The 16808-nt window shown below is 65.8% G+C and carries 18 protein-coding genes; 7 read left to right on the forward strand and 11 right to left on the reverse strand.

What is annotated here, in order from left to right; translation table 11 throughout:
- Positions 1-147 precede the first annotated feature (147 nt).
- Positions 148-942: an LLM class F420-dependent oxidoreductase gene (locus tag AB4Z47_RS14680; RefSeq protein ID WP_441951157.1), complete on the reverse strand. Its 795-nt coding sequence runs from the start codon at positions 940-942 to the stop codon at positions 148-150.
- A gap of 155 nt (positions 943-1097) precedes the next feature.
- Here AB4Z47_RS14680 and AB4Z47_RS14685 point away from each other — a divergent pair, with 155 nt between their 5' ends.
- Together AB4Z47_RS14685 and AB4Z47_RS14690 are read left to right on the forward strand one after the other, a co-directional pair.
- A complete protein-coding gene (locus AB4Z47_RS14685; protein WP_441951158.1) occupies positions 1098-2351 on the forward strand; it encodes a PucR family transcriptional regulator in 1254 nt (417 codons plus the stop codon).
- A gap of 359 nt (positions 2352-2710) precedes the next feature.
- Positions 2711-3691, forward strand: coding sequence for a phosphotriesterase family protein (locus tag AB4Z47_RS14690; protein WP_441951160.1), 981 nt, complete (start codon positions 2711-2713; stop codon positions 3689-3691).
- A gap of 73 nt (positions 3692-3764) precedes the next feature.
- Here the strand turns inward: AB4Z47_RS14690 and AB4Z47_RS14695 are convergent, their stop codons facing one another.
- Entirely contained in the window at positions 3765-3983 is a 219-nt protein-coding gene (locus tag AB4Z47_RS14695) for a hypothetical protein (RefSeq protein ID WP_441951162.1), read from the reverse strand.
- Positions 3984-4440: 457 nt separating this feature from the next.
- Between AB4Z47_RS14695 and AB4Z47_RS14700 the strand changes: the two genes are divergently transcribed.
- Positions 4441-7356, forward strand: a complete 2916-nt coding sequence (locus tag AB4Z47_RS14700) for a helix-turn-helix transcriptional regulator (protein WP_441951163.1) — start codon at positions 4441-4443, stop codon at positions 7354-7356.
- 227 nt (positions 7357-7583) lie between these two features.
- Complete coding sequence (locus AB4Z47_RS14705) at positions 7584-8666, forward strand: ABC transporter ATP-binding protein (protein ID WP_441951164.1); 1083 nt, start codon at positions 7584-7586, stop codon at positions 8664-8666.
- 210 nt (positions 8667-8876) lie between these two features.
- Here the strand turns inward: AB4Z47_RS14705 and AB4Z47_RS14710 are convergent, their stop codons facing one another.
- Positions 8877-9446 (reverse strand): winged helix-turn-helix transcriptional regulator, encoded by a 570-nt coding sequence (locus tag AB4Z47_RS14710; RefSeq protein WP_441951166.1) that lies wholly within the window; start codon positions 9444-9446, stop codon positions 8877-8879.
- 99 nt (positions 9447-9545) lie between these two features.
- Here AB4Z47_RS14710 and AB4Z47_RS14715 point away from each other — a divergent pair, with 99 nt between their 5' ends.
- On the forward strand, positions 9546-10715 hold the full coding sequence (locus tag AB4Z47_RS14715) for a thiolase family protein (protein ID WP_441951167.1): 1170 nt from the start codon (positions 9546-9548) through the stop codon (positions 10713-10715).
- 38 nt (positions 10716-10753) lie between these two features.
- Here AB4Z47_RS14715 and AB4Z47_RS14720 read toward each other — a convergent pair whose 3' ends face one another.
- A complete protein-coding gene (locus AB4Z47_RS14720) occupies positions 10754-11092 on the reverse strand; it encodes a hypothetical protein (protein WP_441951168.1) in 339 nt (112 codons plus the stop codon).
- Positions 11093-11136: 44 nt separating this feature from the next.
- Positions 11137-11307 (reverse strand): hypothetical protein, encoded by a 171-nt coding sequence (locus AB4Z47_RS14725; protein WP_441951170.1) that lies wholly within the window; start codon positions 11305-11307, stop codon positions 11137-11139.
- A gap of 74 nt (positions 11308-11381) precedes the next feature.
- Here AB4Z47_RS14725 and AB4Z47_RS14730 point away from each other — a divergent pair, with 74 nt between their 5' ends.
- A complete protein-coding gene (locus tag AB4Z47_RS14730; protein WP_441951172.1) occupies positions 11382-12365 on the forward strand; it encodes an o-succinylbenzoate synthase in 984 nt (327 codons plus the stop codon).
- A gap of 300 nt (positions 12366-12665) precedes the next feature.
- Here AB4Z47_RS14730 and AB4Z47_RS14735 read toward each other — a convergent pair whose 3' ends face one another.
- The 4 genes from AB4Z47_RS14735 to AB4Z47_RS14750 are packed head-to-tail and all read right to left on the reverse strand — an operon-like array spanning position 12666 to position 13464.
- Positions 12666-12914, reverse strand: a complete 249-nt coding sequence (locus tag AB4Z47_RS14735) for a hypothetical protein (protein WP_441951173.1) — start codon at positions 12912-12914, stop codon at positions 12666-12668.
- The gene (locus AB4Z47_RS14740) at positions 12901-13107 is read right to left on the reverse strand and encodes a hypothetical protein (RefSeq protein ID WP_441951175.1); all 207 of its coding nucleotides are present in this window, start codon (positions 13105-13107) and stop codon (positions 12901-12903) included. Before AB4Z47_RS14740 ends, AB4Z47_RS14735 begins: the two co-directional genes overlap by 14 nt.
- A complete protein-coding gene (locus AB4Z47_RS14745) occupies positions 13097-13291 on the reverse strand; it encodes a hypothetical protein (protein ID WP_441951177.1) in 195 nt (64 codons plus the stop codon). The genes AB4Z47_RS14740 and AB4Z47_RS14745 overlap by 11 nt, the downstream gene beginning before the upstream one ends.
- Positions 13288-13464 (reverse strand): hypothetical protein, encoded by a 177-nt coding sequence (locus tag AB4Z47_RS14750; protein WP_441951179.1) that lies wholly within the window; start codon positions 13462-13464, stop codon positions 13288-13290. Before AB4Z47_RS14750 ends, AB4Z47_RS14745 begins: the two co-directional genes overlap by 4 nt.
- A 377-nt stretch (positions 13465-13841) precedes the next feature.
- Here AB4Z47_RS14750 and AB4Z47_RS14755 point away from each other — a divergent pair, with 377 nt between their 5' ends.
- On the forward strand, positions 13842-15221 hold the full coding sequence (locus AB4Z47_RS14755; protein WP_441951180.1) for a helix-turn-helix domain-containing protein: 1380 nt from the start codon (positions 13842-13844) through the stop codon (positions 15219-15221).
- Here the strand turns inward: AB4Z47_RS14755 and AB4Z47_RS14760 are convergent.
- The gene (locus AB4Z47_RS14760; protein ID WP_441951182.1) at positions 15194-15724 is read right to left on the reverse strand and encodes a GNAT family N-acetyltransferase; all 531 of its coding nucleotides are present in this window, start codon (positions 15722-15724) and stop codon (positions 15194-15196) included. The two genes, AB4Z47_RS14755 and AB4Z47_RS14760, sit on opposite strands and share 28 nt — an antisense overlap.
- A 399-nt stretch (positions 15725-16123) precedes the next feature.
- A complete protein-coding gene (locus tag AB4Z47_RS14765; RefSeq protein WP_441951183.1) occupies positions 16124-16636 on the reverse strand; it encodes a TIGR04338 family metallohydrolase in 513 nt (170 codons plus the stop codon).
- Between the last annotated feature and the right edge of the window lie 172 nt (positions 16637-16808).

Consider the following 16808-nt stretch of genomic DNA (forward strand, 5'->3'; position numbering starts at 1 on the left):
CTGGAACCCTAGCCGGATGAACCTGTTGATCCTCGGCTAGCCGAATGACTACGGCGTGAGAACCCTCGGCGCGCACGGCGGTCGATAGTTCGAATCACCCTGATTCGAACTCCGCGCCGATGTGCGTCCGCCGACCGGCGATCCGGCTCAGGCCAGCCCCCTGACCGGCTCCGGGTTGACCTCGTCGCGCCAGCGGACAGCGCGCTCGACCTCGCTCAGGTCGTAGTCCGGTCCGCTCACTCCGATGGTGAACGTCGTCACGCCCGCCGCCACGAACTCCGGCGCCTTCGCCGCGCCCGGCCACTGCACGGAGCGTTCGATACGCCCCTGGTCGGTGCCGACGGCGGCGCAGTGCTCGGCGAGCACCTTGTTCTTGTGCGCGAGCGCGTCCAGGTCGGCGAAGGTGTGCCAGATGTCGGCGTACTCGGCGACCAGCCGCAGCGTCTTCTTCTCGCCGCCGCCGCCGATCAGGATCGGGATCTCGCGAGTCGGCGGGGGGTTCAGCTTCCGCAGGCGGGCGGTGAGCCGGACCAGATTGTCCTTCAGCAGGGTGAGCCTGCTGCCCGGCGTACCGAACTCGTAGCCGTACTCGTCATAGTCCCTCTGGAACCAACCCGCCCCGATACCGAGTACCAGCCGACCGCCGCTGATGTGGTCGACAGTGCGCGCCATATCGGCGAGCAGGTCCGGATTGCGGTAGCCGCCACCGGTGACCAGCGCGCCGATTTCGACACGCTCGGTCTGCTCGGCCCAGGCGCCAAGCATCGTCCAGCACTCGAAGTGCGCGCCGTCCGGGTCGCCGGTGAGCGGAAAGAAGTGATCCCAGTTGAACACGATGTCGACACCCACGTCTTCGGCGCGCAGAACCGCGTCGCGGATGAGCCCGTACTCGGGCGCGTGCTGCGGCTGCAGCTGAACTCCGATACGAACTGGACGACTCATGACGTGCTCCTCGTCGTTCGATGAATACCCCGATCGAGGCTACCGGCGCGGTGGTGTTCACGCAGAGGCCCCGGCGAACACCGCACCCCGGGTGGACTGCCGCGGATTAGGTTGAGACCTCGATGGGCCCGAGATGGCGGACGGAGGTGTCGGGTGTGGCCGGGAGCAGCGGCGATGTGGTGCGCGGAGTCGTGCGGGAGATTCTGCGGAATCGCGACCAGTTGATCAGCGATCTGTCGTCGCAGATTCGCGCACAGGTGGAGGCGCTGGACCTGGACACACGAATGCGGGCGCTGTTCGAAGCAGCCACGACCGACAACCTGATGGCGGTCCTCGACTTCGTACAGAACGATGCTGCCGAGAAAGACGTGCAGGCTCCGACCAGGGCGCTGGTCTATGCGCGAACCCTCGCACAACGTGATGTCCCGGTGTCAGCGTTGATTCGGGGCTACCGCATCGGGCACGCCGAGTTCCTCGATGTCGCGATGCGGTTGGCCGTGGAGTTGGGTGGCGCCGACGGCGCAGCAGCCATTGTCCGCCTCGTCAATCGCACCGCTGTCTACATCGACCGGGTCTGTGAGCAAGTCGGGATCGCCTACGAGCAGGAACGCGACCGGTGGGTGGGCAGCCGCGGCGGGCTGCGTCACGAGTGGGTGGCGCGCGTGCTCGACGGCTCGGTCGCCGATATCGGTCAGGCCGAGCAGGTACTGCAGTATTCGCTGAGCGGCAACCACGTCGCGCTGAATGTGTGGACCGATCCCGAGATCTCACCGCGGGCAGCGGTCGATGTCCTGGATGCCGTTCGCGGTGCGCTGATTCCGCTGTTCGACGGTTCTCGGCGGCCGTTGCTGGTGCCGACCGACGAACGCGAGGTTCGGCTGTGGTTCTCGGTTCCCCGCGAGTTCGCGATCGACGTGACCGCCATCGAGCGCGCGATATCAGCGCTGCCAGGACGCGTGGCGATCGGCGATTGCGGAGTTGGTGTAGCGGGTTTCTGCCGTAGCCTGCGCCAAGCCGACCGGGTTCGGGAGATCGTGCTCCTGGCCGGCGAGAGCGCTCCCCGAGTGGTGTCACACGCCCAGGTGGCGGCCGTCGCACTGATGGTCGGGGATCTCGAGGCGCTGCGCGAGTTCGTAGCCGACTGCCTGGGTGAACTGGCCGTCGACAACCATCGCAACGTGTGGTTGCGGGAAACCCTGTGCGTCTTTCTGGCCAACAACCGCAGTTTCGCCGCCACCGCACAGGAATTGGCCGTGCACCGCAACACCATCCAATACCGCGTGCGGCAGGCGCTGGACGTGATCGGGGACGTGTTCGACGATCACGACCGCACACTTCATCTGCATCTAGCGCTCCAGGCCGCACGCTGGCTCGGGCCCGCGGTTCTCAGACCGACCGCAGCTCGCTGACCCGACAATCGACGAACCCGTCGGTGCGGAATGCGAAAGAGCGACCGTCAACTATGTGCTCTCCGCACAAAAGATGGACGAACTTTCATTCGCACAGGATATGGTCCGGCTCACACCACGGCCTCTAGCATGTCATACACCCAGCTCAACGTGGGTGCGCAAAGGAGAAGCCATGCATCACCCAGCACCGTGAGTTATGCGTTCCACCCAATTACGGGCTAGGCGATCCGCCGAACTGAATGCTCTTTCATTCCGCGAACCATTCGATTCGGAGGGGCAAGCGCTCGTGGAGTTGGGCCTTGCCCTGCCGCACAGCCGGCGGCTGGTAGAAAACCCTTTCCCCTAAGGAGACAACCGCTGTGACACGGATCGAAACCGTCCGCGGAGCTATCGACACCACCAATCTCGGCGTGACGTTGATGCACGAGCACATCTTCGTGCTCACCGGGGATCTCCAGCAGAACTACCCGGCGGAATGGGGTTCCGAAGACGAACGCATCGCCGACGCCGTGCAGCGCGTGCGCAGCGCCTACGACGCGGGCGTACGCACGATCGTCGACCTGACGGTGGTCGGCCTCGGCCGCTACATCCCGCGCATTCGGCGGATCGCCGAAGAGGTTTCGGTCAACTTGGTGGTCGCGACCGGCGTCTACACCTATGACGACGTCCCGTTCTATTTCCACTACCGGGGGCCGGCCCTGAACGCGATCGTGGGCGCGCGGGTCCCCGACCCCATGGTCGACATGTTCATCGGCGACATCCGTGACGGTATCGCAGGCACCGGGGTCAAGGCAGGCATGCTCAAGTGCGCCATCGACCAGCAGGGGCTGACCTCCGGAGTCGAACGTGTCATGCGCGCGATCGCCAAGGCCCACCTCGAAACCGGCGTGCCGATCACCGTGCACACCCACCCGAACTCCCGCACCGGCCTCGACGTGAAACGTGTCCTGTGCGACGAAGAAGGCGTCGACCCCGGCCGAATCGTGCTCGGCCACAGCGGCGACACCACCGACTGCGATCACCTCGCCGAACTGGCCGACGCGGGCTTCGTCCTCGGCATGGACCGCTTCGGCATCAACCTCGACACCACTTTCGAGGCCCGCGCGGACACCCTCATCGAAATGGTGCGGCGCGGCTACACCGACCGGATGGTGCTTTCGCAAGACGCGAGCTGCTACATCGACTGGATCGAACCGGCCGCGATGGCCGCCCTGCCACAGTGGCACTACACCCACATATTCGACGACGTGTTCCCCTACGTCCTCGAACGCGGCGTCAGCAAGGAGCAAATCGACACCATGCTGATCGACGTGCCACGTGCGTTCTTCGAAGGCCGCTGAACGCGCCTGACCGAACGAGAGGCACCCGGGCCGCGAGCGGCCTCTCCGTGGTGTACCGAACGACGTCCGGATGTCACCGTTCCAGGAACAGCCGTTCATTTGCCATCCGGGGCAACCCTCCGGTGTCACCGGGGAGCACTTTCACGTCGTCAGCGTAACGGCAGCGCAGATGCTCTTGGATGAACACTTTCGCGGCGGTCAGGCGGGCGGCGAAATGGAACTGGATACCGCGCAGAGACACGCACAGATGTACGTCCGGCTCGTCAGGCAGTGGTGAAAATTCGGTACTCAACTGCTCTCCTGCTCACCGCGCACGGCGGCCGATCAGGGACCACACCCAAGTCGGCGTGCCGGCGCCGACTTCGTGCGCCAGTGTGTCACGCATTGCGATCACGTCCGTTCGAACACGTCGGATGATGGCCGTACAGTGCCCGCCTCGTCTTCCTTGACGCAGCATCGTGTCGGCCACGACCCGACACTTCCACATCGCTGACCAGAGCGGCATGGGGGAAATCCCTACCCTTTCCCCGCGACCGGACACCTGAGCCGGGATCAGGTGCGCGGGCGGTGCCCAGCCCGAGCGTTGGCCAGCCGTATGCGCGCTACCTCGGCGGTAAGGTGAAATAAGAAATGTCGGTCGGTGCGTCGAGATCCTGGTCACACGACTTCAGGATCGGCGTCCGAAAGTAGGGATCGCTGAAAGGGTCGGCCACGGTCGTTCCGCATAGCTGCATCGTTCGGGAGTCTCGATGGCCCTGAGCTTCGTTGGCGAGGATCCGGACGCGAAGCTGGTCGGCAGGGCACCCGAACTGCTGAATATCGCAGAGGTGCTGGCTTCTGCCGGAGCGGGCTACGCGGAGGCTGTGACCGTGCTGGGCGAACCCGGCATCGGCAAGACGCGCATGCTCGGTGAGCTGTGTGAGCAAGCCTCCGCGGCGGGGTTCGACGTTTTGGCGGGGCGTGGGTCGGAGTTCGAGCAAGAGGTGCCCTACGGTCTGGTGGTCGACGCCCTCGATGAGCGGTTCCGGGTACTCGGGGCCGAGATTACCGCAGGCTTGGGGCAAGACCGATTGGCGGAGCTCGCCGCGGTACTGCCATCGTTGTCGGGACGTGGTGGCCGGTTGGCGACCCGACTGGAGGTGGAGCGATTCGAGTTCCATCGCGCGGTTCGAGCCACGTTCGAGCAGCTCGTGCGCGATCGGCCACTGCTGTTGGCGCTCGATGACGTGCACTGGGCAGACCCGGCTTCGGTGGAGCTGATCGGCTTCCTGCTGAGACGCCCAGTGCCCGGCGTTGTTCTGGCGCTGGCCTACCGGCCGCGACAGGCGCCGCGCCTGCTACTCGGTACCGTCCAGCAAGCCGGACGCGAAGGTCTGCTGCACGAACTCGATTTGGCGCCGCTGACCATGGACGAGGCGGCTGACCTGCTGGGGCAACGGTCAGGCTCGGCACTCGTCCGGTCATTGCATGCCGAGAGCGGCGGAAATCCTTTCTACCTCGAGCAACTAGCACGGTCGGCAAACAAGCCTGCGGCACCGACACCCCGAGCGTGGATCGGCGGCAAGCCCGAGACCGACATTCCTGCCGCAGTGCGCGCGGCGCTCGCCCAAGAATTGGCCATCCTGCCTCCGCACACGCTCGAGGTGCTTCAGGCTGCCGCCGTCGCAGGCGATCCGTTCGATGTGGACCTGGTAGCCGAGATCGTGGCTACCGACAAGACTCCGGTGTTGGAACGCATCGACTCTCTCGCCGCGGCCGACCTGGTCAGGGCAACCGATGTGGCAGGGTGGCTCCGCTTCCGACATCCGATCGTGCGCCATGTGGTGTACGACGGTGCGATGCCGGGCTGGCGCTTCGGTGCCCACAAGCGGGCGGCACGCGCACTGGCCCGCAGCGGTGCTTCCCTCGGCGTACAAGCGCACCATGTCGAGCGCTCGGCCACCGTCGGCGACGAGAAGGCTGTGGCGATCCTGACCGAGGCGGGGCACGCGGTGGCGGCCCGTGCGCCCGCGGCGGCTGCCGACTGGTTCGAGGCCGCGCTGCGGCTCCTGCCGGAAACCAGCGGGTCCGAACGGCTATTGCCGTTGGCGATCGCGCGTGCCGGTGCCCTCGCCGCCGCCGGCCGTTTGCGCGACAGTCGCACGGTGCTGGAGCGGGCACTGGAGTTCCTTCCGGCCGACGCGCTCGAGGACCGAGTGCGGATCATCGGGATGATCGTCCGAGCCGACCACGGATTGGGACGGGCCCAGGAGGCCCGCCACCTCCTCACCACAGCTCTCGAGCAGGCGGCCCCAGGCAGCCCGGATGCCATCGCCCTGCGCCTCGATCTCGCCGAGAACCACCTCATGATGGGCCGGGGGGCGCAGGCGGTCGAGACGGCTGCGGCGGCCCGCACCCAGGCGCAGGCCCTCGGCAAGCCGATGCTATTCCTCGCCGCGACCGCAAAACTTGCCCTGTTCACCAGCCAGCTGGGCACCATCGCCGAGACACAGGAACTGGTCGACTCGGCCGCCGATGGCATGGACGCACGTGATGCAGAGCTCACTCCTGCGCTGCTCGACGCGCTCGCGGACCTGGTCTACACGGAGCTGTCCACCGACCGCTTCCACGACGCGTGCCGCCATGCCGAACGCGGCCTGCACGTCAGCCGTACCACCGGCCACGGATACTTGTACGGCCGCTTCACCATCGGTGTGGCCGCGGCGAAGCTATGGCTCGGTCAGCTGTACGACGCGAAGTCCGCCGCGGAGAGCGCGGTGGAAGCGGCGGTCTTGCTGGACAATGATCAACTGCTCGCGACCGCAGAAGGCACGCTGTGCTGGATCGAGACCACAAGAGGCGATCTGTCTGCCGCGCTGGCCGCCGGGCGCGCTGCGGTTCGCGCGACCGATCGCCAGCCGAAGGCATTTTTCGCATGGGTCGCACACGCGTGTTACGGCGAAGCGCTCATCGAAGCCGGCGAGTTCGAGCGAGGCCGCCAGGAGATCTTGTCCATCGGCGGACCAGAGTCCTTCAACCTGCCCCCCACCGCCCGCCCAATATGGCACCAAGCGCTGGTCACGGCCGAACTGTCCGCCGGCCGGATCGACACGGCCGAGACGGTGGCCCAGCGCATAGCGGACGCTGCGCCGGGGCTGGGCTCCCGTGGGGGAAGTGCACGCTACGCACAGGCCCGCATCCAACTCGCTCTGGGCAACTTCCAGACAGCCGCAGCGTTTGCCTATGAGGCCGTGCAATGCTTCGACGCCCTGGGGATGCGTGTATGGGTCGGTCGCGCCCGGCTGGTCGCGGGACGCGCCCGCGCATTGGCCGGTGAGCACGCGGCGGCGGTACGCGAACTCGAACTGGCTCACGGCATCCTCAACGACACAGGGGCCGAACGGCTGCGGGACGAGGCCGCGAAAGAACTCAGGACCTTGGGAAGACGTGTGCGGCGACAGTCCACCGCCGACGAGCCGGCAGACGCGCCGATCTTGACCGAACGCGAGCAATCCATCGCCGATCGGGTCGTGCAGGGGTTGACAAACCGCGAGATCGCCGCAGAGCTGTTCGTCAGCCCGAAGACCGTCGAGAAGCATCTCGGACGGATTTTCGCCAAGCTGGGTATTTCCTCCCGCGCCGGTGTCGCCACAGCATTGAACCGCCGTCACACCGGCGCACGGTAGTGCCGATCGCCGAAACCAGACTCCCTGCGAGCGGCAGCTCGGCGAAATCACCTGTTCTTCAACAGTCAACGCGACCACGGATCGGTCATGGCCTTCGTCCGATGTGACGGCCGCTCCGAGCCGAGCCGACGAGCGCTCGCCGAAACACCGGCCGCCCAGTAGTATCACTCCCCGCCCTTACTCGGATCGTCCGGCACGTTCCTGCCGGGATGGGATGTGCATTCATCATGGCCACTGTGACCTTCGACCGTGCGACGCGGCTCTACCCCGGCGCTACCAAACCGTCCGTCGACCAATTGGATTTGGAGATCGAGGACGGTGAGTTCCTTGTTCTGGTCGGTCCGTCCGGCTGCGGCAAATCGACCTCGCTGCGCATGCTCGCCGGGCTGGAGGAAGTCAACGACGGGCGCATTCTGATCGGCGCCAATGACGTGACACACTCCGAACCCAAAGAACGCGACATTGCGATGGTGTTCCAGAACTATGCGCTCTACCCGCACATGACCGTCGCGGAGAACATGGGTTTCGCGCTCAAGCTGGCCAAGGTCGCCAAGGCGGAGAAAGAGAAGCGGGTCCTGGAAGCGGCCAAACTGCTCGATCTGGAGCCCTACCTGGACCGCAAGCCGAAGGCGCTGTCCGGCGGTCAGCGGCAGCGCGTCGCGATGGGCCGGGCGATCGTGCGTCAGCCGCAGGTGTTCCTGATGGACGAGCCGCTGTCGAACCTCGACGCGAAACTGCGTGTGCAGACCCGCACCCAGATCGCGCAGCTGCAACGTCGGCTCGGCACCACCACCGTGTACGTCACGCACGACCAGGTCGAGGCGATGACCATGGGCGACCGGGTCGCCGTGCTGAAGGACGGCCTGCTACAGCAGTGCGCGACGCCGCGCGACCTGTATCGCGATCCGGCCAACGTGTTCGTCGCGGGTTTCATGGGCTCGCCCGCCATGAACCTGTTCACGCTTCCGATCACCGACGGTGGCGTCGAGCTGGGCGGACACGCGCTCCAGGTGCCACGTTCGGTCGCGGACGCGGCCGGGAACACCGTGACGGTCGGCATTCGGCCCGAGCACTTCGAGCTCGGCGAGGGCTCCGGCATCGAGATGGAGGTCGACGTGGTGGAGGAGCTGGGCTCCGACGCCTACATCTACGGCCGCACCGTCGCCGAGGGCACGACCAGTGGCGCGGGGGAAACCATTGTGGCGCGCGCGGATTGGCGCAACCCGCCGGCCAAGGGCACCAGGCTGCGACTGTCCGCCGACACCGAGCACATCTACTTCTTCGGCACGGACGGCGCCCGCCTCAACTGAGTTCGTCGCCGAACGGCCCGTTCGCCCAACGCCATATGGGCGGGCGGGCTCGATCGGAACAACGCTGCCCGGCTGATCGGCGTGCAGGCGGCTCCGGCTTCCACGCCGGACCGACCGCGGTCAGCGTGGTCCGGCGGCCCAAGGCGGTCGGACTTCCACACCGGATCGACCACGGTCAGCGTGGTCCCGCGGCCCAAGCCGGTCGGACTTTCACGCCGGACCGACCGCGGTCACGTCTTCCGGCGCGCAGGCGGGTCGGTTTTTCGTGCCGGAGCGCCGCCGCACCTCCCTGACGTACTCTTCGTTGAGCCGCACGCCCAGCTCCTCCAGCTCGAGCGCACGCCCGGTCTCGCTGCGGACCTGCACCCGCACCGGAGCGCCGGTGGCCTCCTCGACCAGCAGTAACGGCGCGGGGCCCGATTGCAGATAGGCGTCGCCCCACTGCATGAGCGCGAGCACGGCCGGAAGCAGATCCCGTCCCATTGCGGTGAGCACGTACTCGTGCCGCGTGCGTTTGCCCTCCTCCTGGTACGGCCGCTTCGTCAGCAATCCGGCCTCGGTGAGTTTGCGTAGCTGGCCCGCGGCGGCAGCGTCGGTGATCCCCACCCGGCTGGCGAACCCGTCGAACCGCCGGGTCCCGTAATACGCCTCGCGCAGGATGAGGACCGCCGAGCGGGTGCCGACGATCTCGAGCGCCTTCGCGATCGAGCACTCTTCGGCTTTCCATGAGCTGAGATCGGCCAACGGTCCTTCCATCACTGCTGCCATGACGAACATCATACCGATGCTGACTTGCCTTAACTATTGCCAGAGGTAATCTGACTATGCGTTGATAGAGCCAGGCATCGTCGCCCGGCTCTCGGTCCGAGAGGAAGCACCATGAGAGACGCGGTGATTGTCGAAGCGGTACGCACCCCGATCGGCAAGGGCAAGCCGAACGGCGCATTGCACAACGTCAACGCGGTAGACCTGCTGGCCCACAGCCTGCGCGAGGTGGTGGATCGCAGCGGCATCGATCCCGTGCTCATCGACGACGTGATCGGTGGCATCGTCACCCAGGTCGGCGAGCAGGGCGCCAACATGACCCGGCGGGCCGCACTGGCCGCCGGATATCCCGAGTCCGTCCCCGCGACCACCGTGGACCGGCAGTGTGGCAGCAGCCAGCAAGCAATCCACTTCGCCGCGCAGGGCGTGATCGCGGGCGCCTACGACATCGTCGTCGCCGCGGGCGTGGAGTCGATGGGACGGATTCCCATGGGCGCCAACCTGATCGGCTCCGAGGACATTGCCGGCGTCGGTTTCGCCGAGCGATACCCGGAAGGTCTGGTGCCGCAGGGCATCAGCGCCGAGCTGATCGCGGCCAAGTGGGGCCTGACCCGCACGCAGCTGGACGAGTTCGCGCTCGGCAGTCACGAGAAAGCCGCACTCGCCACCAAGAACGGGTTGTTCGCCAGGGAGCTGGCGCCGATCAACGGGCTCAGTACCGACGAGGGCATCCGGGTCGGCAGCACGCTGGAAACCTTGGCCCAGCTACGCCCCGCCTACTACGACCCGGCTATGGCCGCCCGCTTCCCGCAGATCGGCTGGGAAATCACCGCGGCGACCGCGAGCCAGGTCAGCGACGGCAGCGCGGCGGTGCTGATTATGACCAGCGACCGCGCCGAGGAGTTGGGTCTGAAGCCGCTCGCCCGGCTGCACAGCTTCGCCGTGGCCGGTGACGACCCGCTGCTGATGCTCACCGCGGTGATCCCGGCGACCGAGAAGGTGCTGCAGCGCGCCGGACTTCAGCTCTCCGATATCGACCTGATCGAGATCAACGAGGCCTTCTCGCCGGTGGTGCTCGCCTGGGCGAACGACACCGGGGCCGACCTCGGCAAGGTCAACGTCAACGGCGGCGCTATCGCGATCGGGCACCCCCTCGGCGCGTCCGGCGCACGCCTGATGACCACGCTGGTCCACGCGATGCAGGATCGTGGTGCCCGGTATGGCCTGCAAACCATGTGCGAAGCAGGCGGACTGGCGAACGCCACGATCCTCGAGCGGCTTTGAGTTCTCGCGCGGTACCCGTAGCGGGTCGGGTACCGCGCTCAGATCGAGACGAGCACCATCGCGATCACGAATCCGACCAACCAGGATTCGACGATCAGCGGCACCGCCACCAGCGGGGTCCATGCGATCGGCCTGCCGTCGCGCATCTTCTCCACCATCGAGACCGCCGCGGCGATCACCGAAGCCACGATCCCCGTCCACGCGACGACCTGCGCCCACGGCAGGTACCCGACGCAGCGAGAGCCGTCCGCGTCGCGGGCGAGCATTTCGTAGAGCGGGACAAAAGAGGCGATCAGCCAGCCGAATCCGACGGCGATCACCGAGCCGAGCGCCGCGCGCAGGATATCGGTCAACCGCCGCCGTGGATGCCGCGCCATACCTTCAGCATGACTTGTCGACGGCCGCACGGCATCTCGACCATTCACGGTCCAATGTGGACCTGGGCAGCCAGCGCGACCCCGCCGAAGAACGAGCCGACGATCAGCAGTATCGCCAGCACCGGCCATAACCAGAGGTACCAGCGCTTGGCCACTGCTACGACGAGCAGCGCGAGAAAGCCGAGCAACGCGAGTGCGGTGCCGCCCCAGGACACGACGAAAGCCCAGGTGAGGTACTCGGTGCAGCAGTTGTCCTGCGTGCGCGATATCTCGAATAGGCTGGGCGGCGATGAGCGATTCCGCAGCGCAGAGCGTCGTCTACGCCATTCCGATGCGCACCCGTTTCCGTGGCATCACGGTGCGCGAAGGGATGCTGATCCATGGCCCGCTCGGATGGGGCGAATTCTGCCCCTTTCCCGAGTACGACGACCGGGAGGCCGCGGGCTGGCTGTCCACCGCGCTGGAGCAGGTCACGGTGGGATGGCCGAAGCCGATACGGGATCGGATCCCGATCAACTGCACCGTGCCCGCGGTCGATCCGGAGCGGGCGCATGCCATCGTCGCCGGGTCCGGGTGCCGCACCGCCAAGGTGAAGGTCGCCGACCATCCCGAATCGCTCGCGGAGGATGTGGCCAGGGTGGAGGCGGTGCGCGACGCACTCGGCCCGGACGGTGCGATCCGCGTCGACGCCAACGCGGTGTGGGACATAGACACCGCCGTCGCGCACATCAGCCGGATCGACAAGGCCGCGGGCGGTCTGGAGTACGTCGAACAGCCGTGTCGGACCATCGAGGAACTCGCCGCCGTGCGTCGCCGGGTCGAGGTCCGCATCGCCGCCGACGAATCCATCCGCCGCGCCGAAGACCCGCTGCGGGTGGCGGTCGCCGGGGCCGCCGATATCGCCGTACTCAAATGCACGCCGCTGGGCGGCGTTCGCCGCGCCCTTCAGGTGGCTGAGTCCGCGGGCCTGCCCTGCGTGGTCTCCTCTGCCTTGGAAACCAGCGTCGGCCTCGCCGCCCAGCTCGCGCTGGCCGGTGCGCTTCCCGAACTCGACTTCGCCTGCGGCCTCGGCACTTTGAGCCTGCTCACCGGCGACGTGGTACCGGACTCTTTCCGCCCAGTGGACGGCTACCTCACCGTCCCGCGCACCCCGCCCCAACCGGACCCAGCACTAGTGGAGCGCTACCGCCACCCCGACACCGCCCGCACCGCCTGGTGGCAGGAGCGATTGACCCGCGTCTCGGCACTGGTTCGGCAGAGCCCGAAGGCATAGCGCTGACGACACACAACCCGGCCAAACCACAAACGAATCGACCTTCAGGAGGCGATATGGCGTCCGTTCCGTCTGCGCCGGGGGTTTCGCGCGCCTGGTAGAAGGCTTCGGATGGACACCCTTCGGCGAGCTCAGTCCTGGCCGTCGTCGTCCGCGTTGGCTTGGACGTTCCAGTCGGTCCAAACGTCGATCGAGGCACCATCAGGACCAAGACCATAAAGCTCGTTCATGCGGTCTCCTAACTCGGTTCTTCACTGAATCCCGACCATTGCCGGGACGTTCTATGGAGGGCTGCCGAACTCAGGCGTTGGCGGTCCGGTATTCGCGATAGGGGCGTGTCGCGGCGAGACGTCGGCCGCAGTCGGTGATCTGCCAGTAGGTCGGAACCCTGTCGGTGCTGCTCGCCCACCCGTCGTAAGCGAGGAATGCCGCCGCGGCCCGTGCAGTCGCCGTCGCGAGACCTGTCCGGAGGCTCAGTTCCTGCGTAGTCATCGGCTCGCCCTGGGTCAGAGCGCCGAGCACCTTCGCCTGCGATCTACTGAGCGCCATCTGATTTCCTCGCCAGCGCGCACAGAGCGTCAGAGACTCGTTGGAGCAGCTCCAGCGACTGGCCGCCGCCGGTGTCCCTGATCAGCTCGGCGGTTTCCTCGGGGCTGTACGGCCAGCCGTCGGCGCCGATGATCGACCATGTGCCGTCGATGTGGCTCTGCCTGATGCCGATTGGCTCGTTGTCACTCGGCATGTTCGGCTCCGTCCCCGGAGCCCATGATGTACGCGGTTGCGGCGAAGTACTGGAGGCAGGTGTGCCCGTGACCGGCGTGGACGTTGGTCACGAATCGGGCCTGGTCCAGCGAACGAATTGGGGTCTCGGCGTAACAGCTGCGGTGGAAGTGCCGCCACTGTTCGGCGTCGGCGAGGGTGGTCATCGGACGGCCCGCCATGGCTTGACGATCTTGGCTTCGATGAGGACGTCGAGTGCGGCGGCTTTGTCGGCGCACGTTTCGGTGTCGCAGCCGATCCGCGCCTGCCACACCAGATGTGCGTCATCCGGGGTGTACGGAGTATCGGGTGCGGTATGGCACGTTTCAGTGCTTCTCACGGGCCGATCGAAGAAACAGATCGTGCCGTAGAAGACTGCAGCAACGGTGAAGGCGATCAACAGAGCTATAGGCATTTGGTCTTTACCCCCAGGCGCGTCGTGTGTGTTCTGTTGGTGGGCACCCGACGCCGGACCGATCGCACGGAACCTCTCTCCGCCAACCGGTTTCGTGTATCCGGGATGACGGATCGCCCGCAACTCCCGGCGACGGATGCTGATTCAGCGTGGTTGACGGCGGTGGAAGCAACCAGAACGTAACGGTGCAGTCCCCGTGCAGTTTCAGCCCGCACGCATCTGCCGAATACATGACGTACTTGGTTGACCGGGTGTAGCTTTCGATCCACAACGGCGGCACGAGCAGGGGTGGAGCTGGGTCGATGATTGTGTATCGCTGGACAGGCATTGAATCCAAGGCGCTGCGTGAGGCCATGCTGCTCAGCGTCGACAAGTTCGCCGAGAAACTGAGGATTGCGCCGCGAACGGTCAAAACTTGGGAGCTCGAGGGGAAGGCCGCGAGATTGCGGCCCTCCAGCCGCCTCATCCTCGAAGATGCGCTCGCGGCGGCATCAAGCGAAGCTGTCGCACGGTTCGAGCAGGCATTGACGGGCTACGGCGAAGACCACAACGAAGTCGATCCGAGTTCGCCCGGGCCGGTTACGCTGGCGAGTGACACTCTCGGTCAGCTCGCGCCGACCGTGTTGGGTGTCGATGATGCCGACCAGGTCTGGGTTCCGGCCCGAACCGCCTCTGGAGAGGTCGTCCTCGTGTCACTATCACGTCGCACGGTAGTCACTGGTATCGGAGCCGGAGCCCTGGCCGCCGCCGTCGGCACCAAGCCTGCGCAATCGCCAGTCGATGAGCAATTAGTGGCGAGCATCGAAACTGTATTGGAATCCGCGAAGCGGCAGGATGACGCACTCGGAGCAGCTGCGGCACTCGGTACTGTCCTTGCGCAGGCACGTCTCGTTGATTCGCTGCTTGGCGACTGTCCGGTGCGGTTACGGGCGCGACTGATCAGCTTATACGCTGACCTGTGTCGATTTGCTGGATGGCTCCATTTCGATCTCGGAGATTTCACTGCGGCCGGTCTCTTGTATGAAAAAGCACGGATCGCCGCTCACGAAGCCGAGAATGTAAACGTTGCGGTATTTGTTCTTTCGCACATGAGTCATCTAGCTACCTGGCAGGGGAACTACCGGGTGGCCGTGGATCACGCCGCTGCTGCGATGCACTGGGCAGAGCTAAGCGATGATCCCCTACTTCGAGCAGATACCGCCGAGATGGCAGCGCGTGCGTACGCGGGTATCGGCGCGGAGCATGCCTGTTTGGCCGCCTTGGAGATAAACGCCGCAATGACCGACGTTCCCGATCATGCACGTGCGACATCGCTTGCCTATTTTTACAGCCCAGCGTTGAGCTCGGCCGCCCACAGCCATTGCTATCTCAAACTTGGAGATGCACACAAGGCGGAGGAATCCGCGAAGCTATCAATGGCAATAACCGATAATTCATTCATTCGCGACCGCGCGTTCTCCATGCTTGATCTGGCCCAGGCTCAGGTAGCACTAGGTAACGTCGACGAGGCTGTCGATAATCTTGGAAAAACCGCGGAAGTTGTCGCCGCAACCCGCTCAGCTAGGCTCGCCGCCAGTCTTCGGCAAGCACGGTCGAGCTTGAACAATTGTGCTGATGCAACCGCAGTCAAGGAACTAGACAGTCTGCTGGCCAGTTACAAGTTGGACAGTTTGATCGAATAGATCTCAAGGAATTCGATTGGCGACGGGGGAGCCAAGTGTTTCCGGCCGACGAACCGCCACCCGATGCTCGAGTAAAAATGTTGTGCCTCAGTAGCGTTCGGTAGAACGGCCACGGCGGCCCACTCCTTGCCGCAACTGTCGAGAAGTTGAGCAAGCATTCGGCGGCCGAGTCCGTGTCGACGCCAAGGCACGTCCACCGCTATCCCACTGACCGTAAATGTGTCCTTTTCGGAAGCACTCATCGGATGAACGTCCTTCCACCAGCGGCCGTCAGCGGGAAACCCATACGCGGCTGCCACCATACAGTTCGCTGCGCGAACCACGATCAACATGAACCCGGGCTCCTCTGCGCGCGAGGCCAATACCGCGCGGTGCCGCTCCGACTGGACTAGGCCCCAACTGTAAGGCGGCTCGGCAAACACTCGATCGAACAGTGCACACACCTCATCGAATGATGTGAGTTGACTGCTCGCTGTCCAATCGATATCCACATCATCGAGCATGCTTCCCACGATAGAGCCGAAAGAGGCTGTGCTCGGTAACGACAACAAACTATTCTATGAGCGAGGGCAGGCTAGGGTCAGTAGCGGTCGATATCAAGCAGCGGCAGTGGGCCGCGTAACCGGTCGCAGCTTCCTCGAGCATCTCGAGGATTCGGGAGGACGAGGCGGGCAGATTCGCCCACCTTGTACGCGACGTCGTCCACGAGGATTCGCAGCACGGTCTCCATCCCACCCCGCAGCTCCGTCCAACCGAACCCCGGGCAACCACACGGCCCGGCCGGCCGAAGGCGCGGCTCGGCCCGACACCCGTAGCTGCGGCGAACCGCACAGCGCGGCAACCAGTCCGCCCGACGCGCAGCCCACCCGACTCGTGGATCCAGACGGCCCAGCCAAGCACACTCACCCGAGTCGCACGCCGCAGCCGAGCATGGTGGCGCGCAAGAGCAGCGCCGCTTCGGGGCCGACGACGCCGTCGACCAGGTCCAGGTACCGGCCGCAGAATTCGGGACCGTGCGGGGCCACCGCGGCGGGGGCGGACTCGAGATGATGCGCCAGTTCGTGCAGAACCACCAGCTCGCGCAGGGCCCAGGCAGTACCGCCGGTGTGCAGCGGCACCGCGAGGACCGCGTCGCCCGCCTCGTAATGGGCGGCGGCCGCTCCAGCACGGGAGCGGACGCGAACAGAAACGGCGGCGCGAGGCCATTGCGCTCGAACCCAATTGAGGGCAAACACCTTGTCGGCATAGCTCTGCACCGACTCGACGGAGGCGAAGCGGCGCTCGATCGGCAGCGTGAGCTGGGAGCCGTAGAGCTCGACAGTGCGGACGCCGTGCTCATCCGCGCGGTCGAACATCCCGCGCACCAGCTGTTCGGCGTCGTACACCTTGGCGCGCTGGCTGTCGCGCACGGTCACCGGCACTGCCCTGCGCCTGTCGCGACCGACTCAGGACGAGTCGCCACTCGCGAGCCGACGACGAACACCCGAGGTACACGCGCGGCGGACCGTGCGGTCGTCATCGCGGAGTACTCGCAGCGTGACTCGGGATCGGCACCCGTAACGAACGGCTGCCGGGGCCAGCCGTGCT

It is taken from the genome of Nocardia sp. 2TAF39 (assembly GCF_052114905.1).
Lineage (GTDB): Bacteria > Actinomycetota > Actinomycetes > Mycobacteriales > Mycobacteriaceae > Nocardia.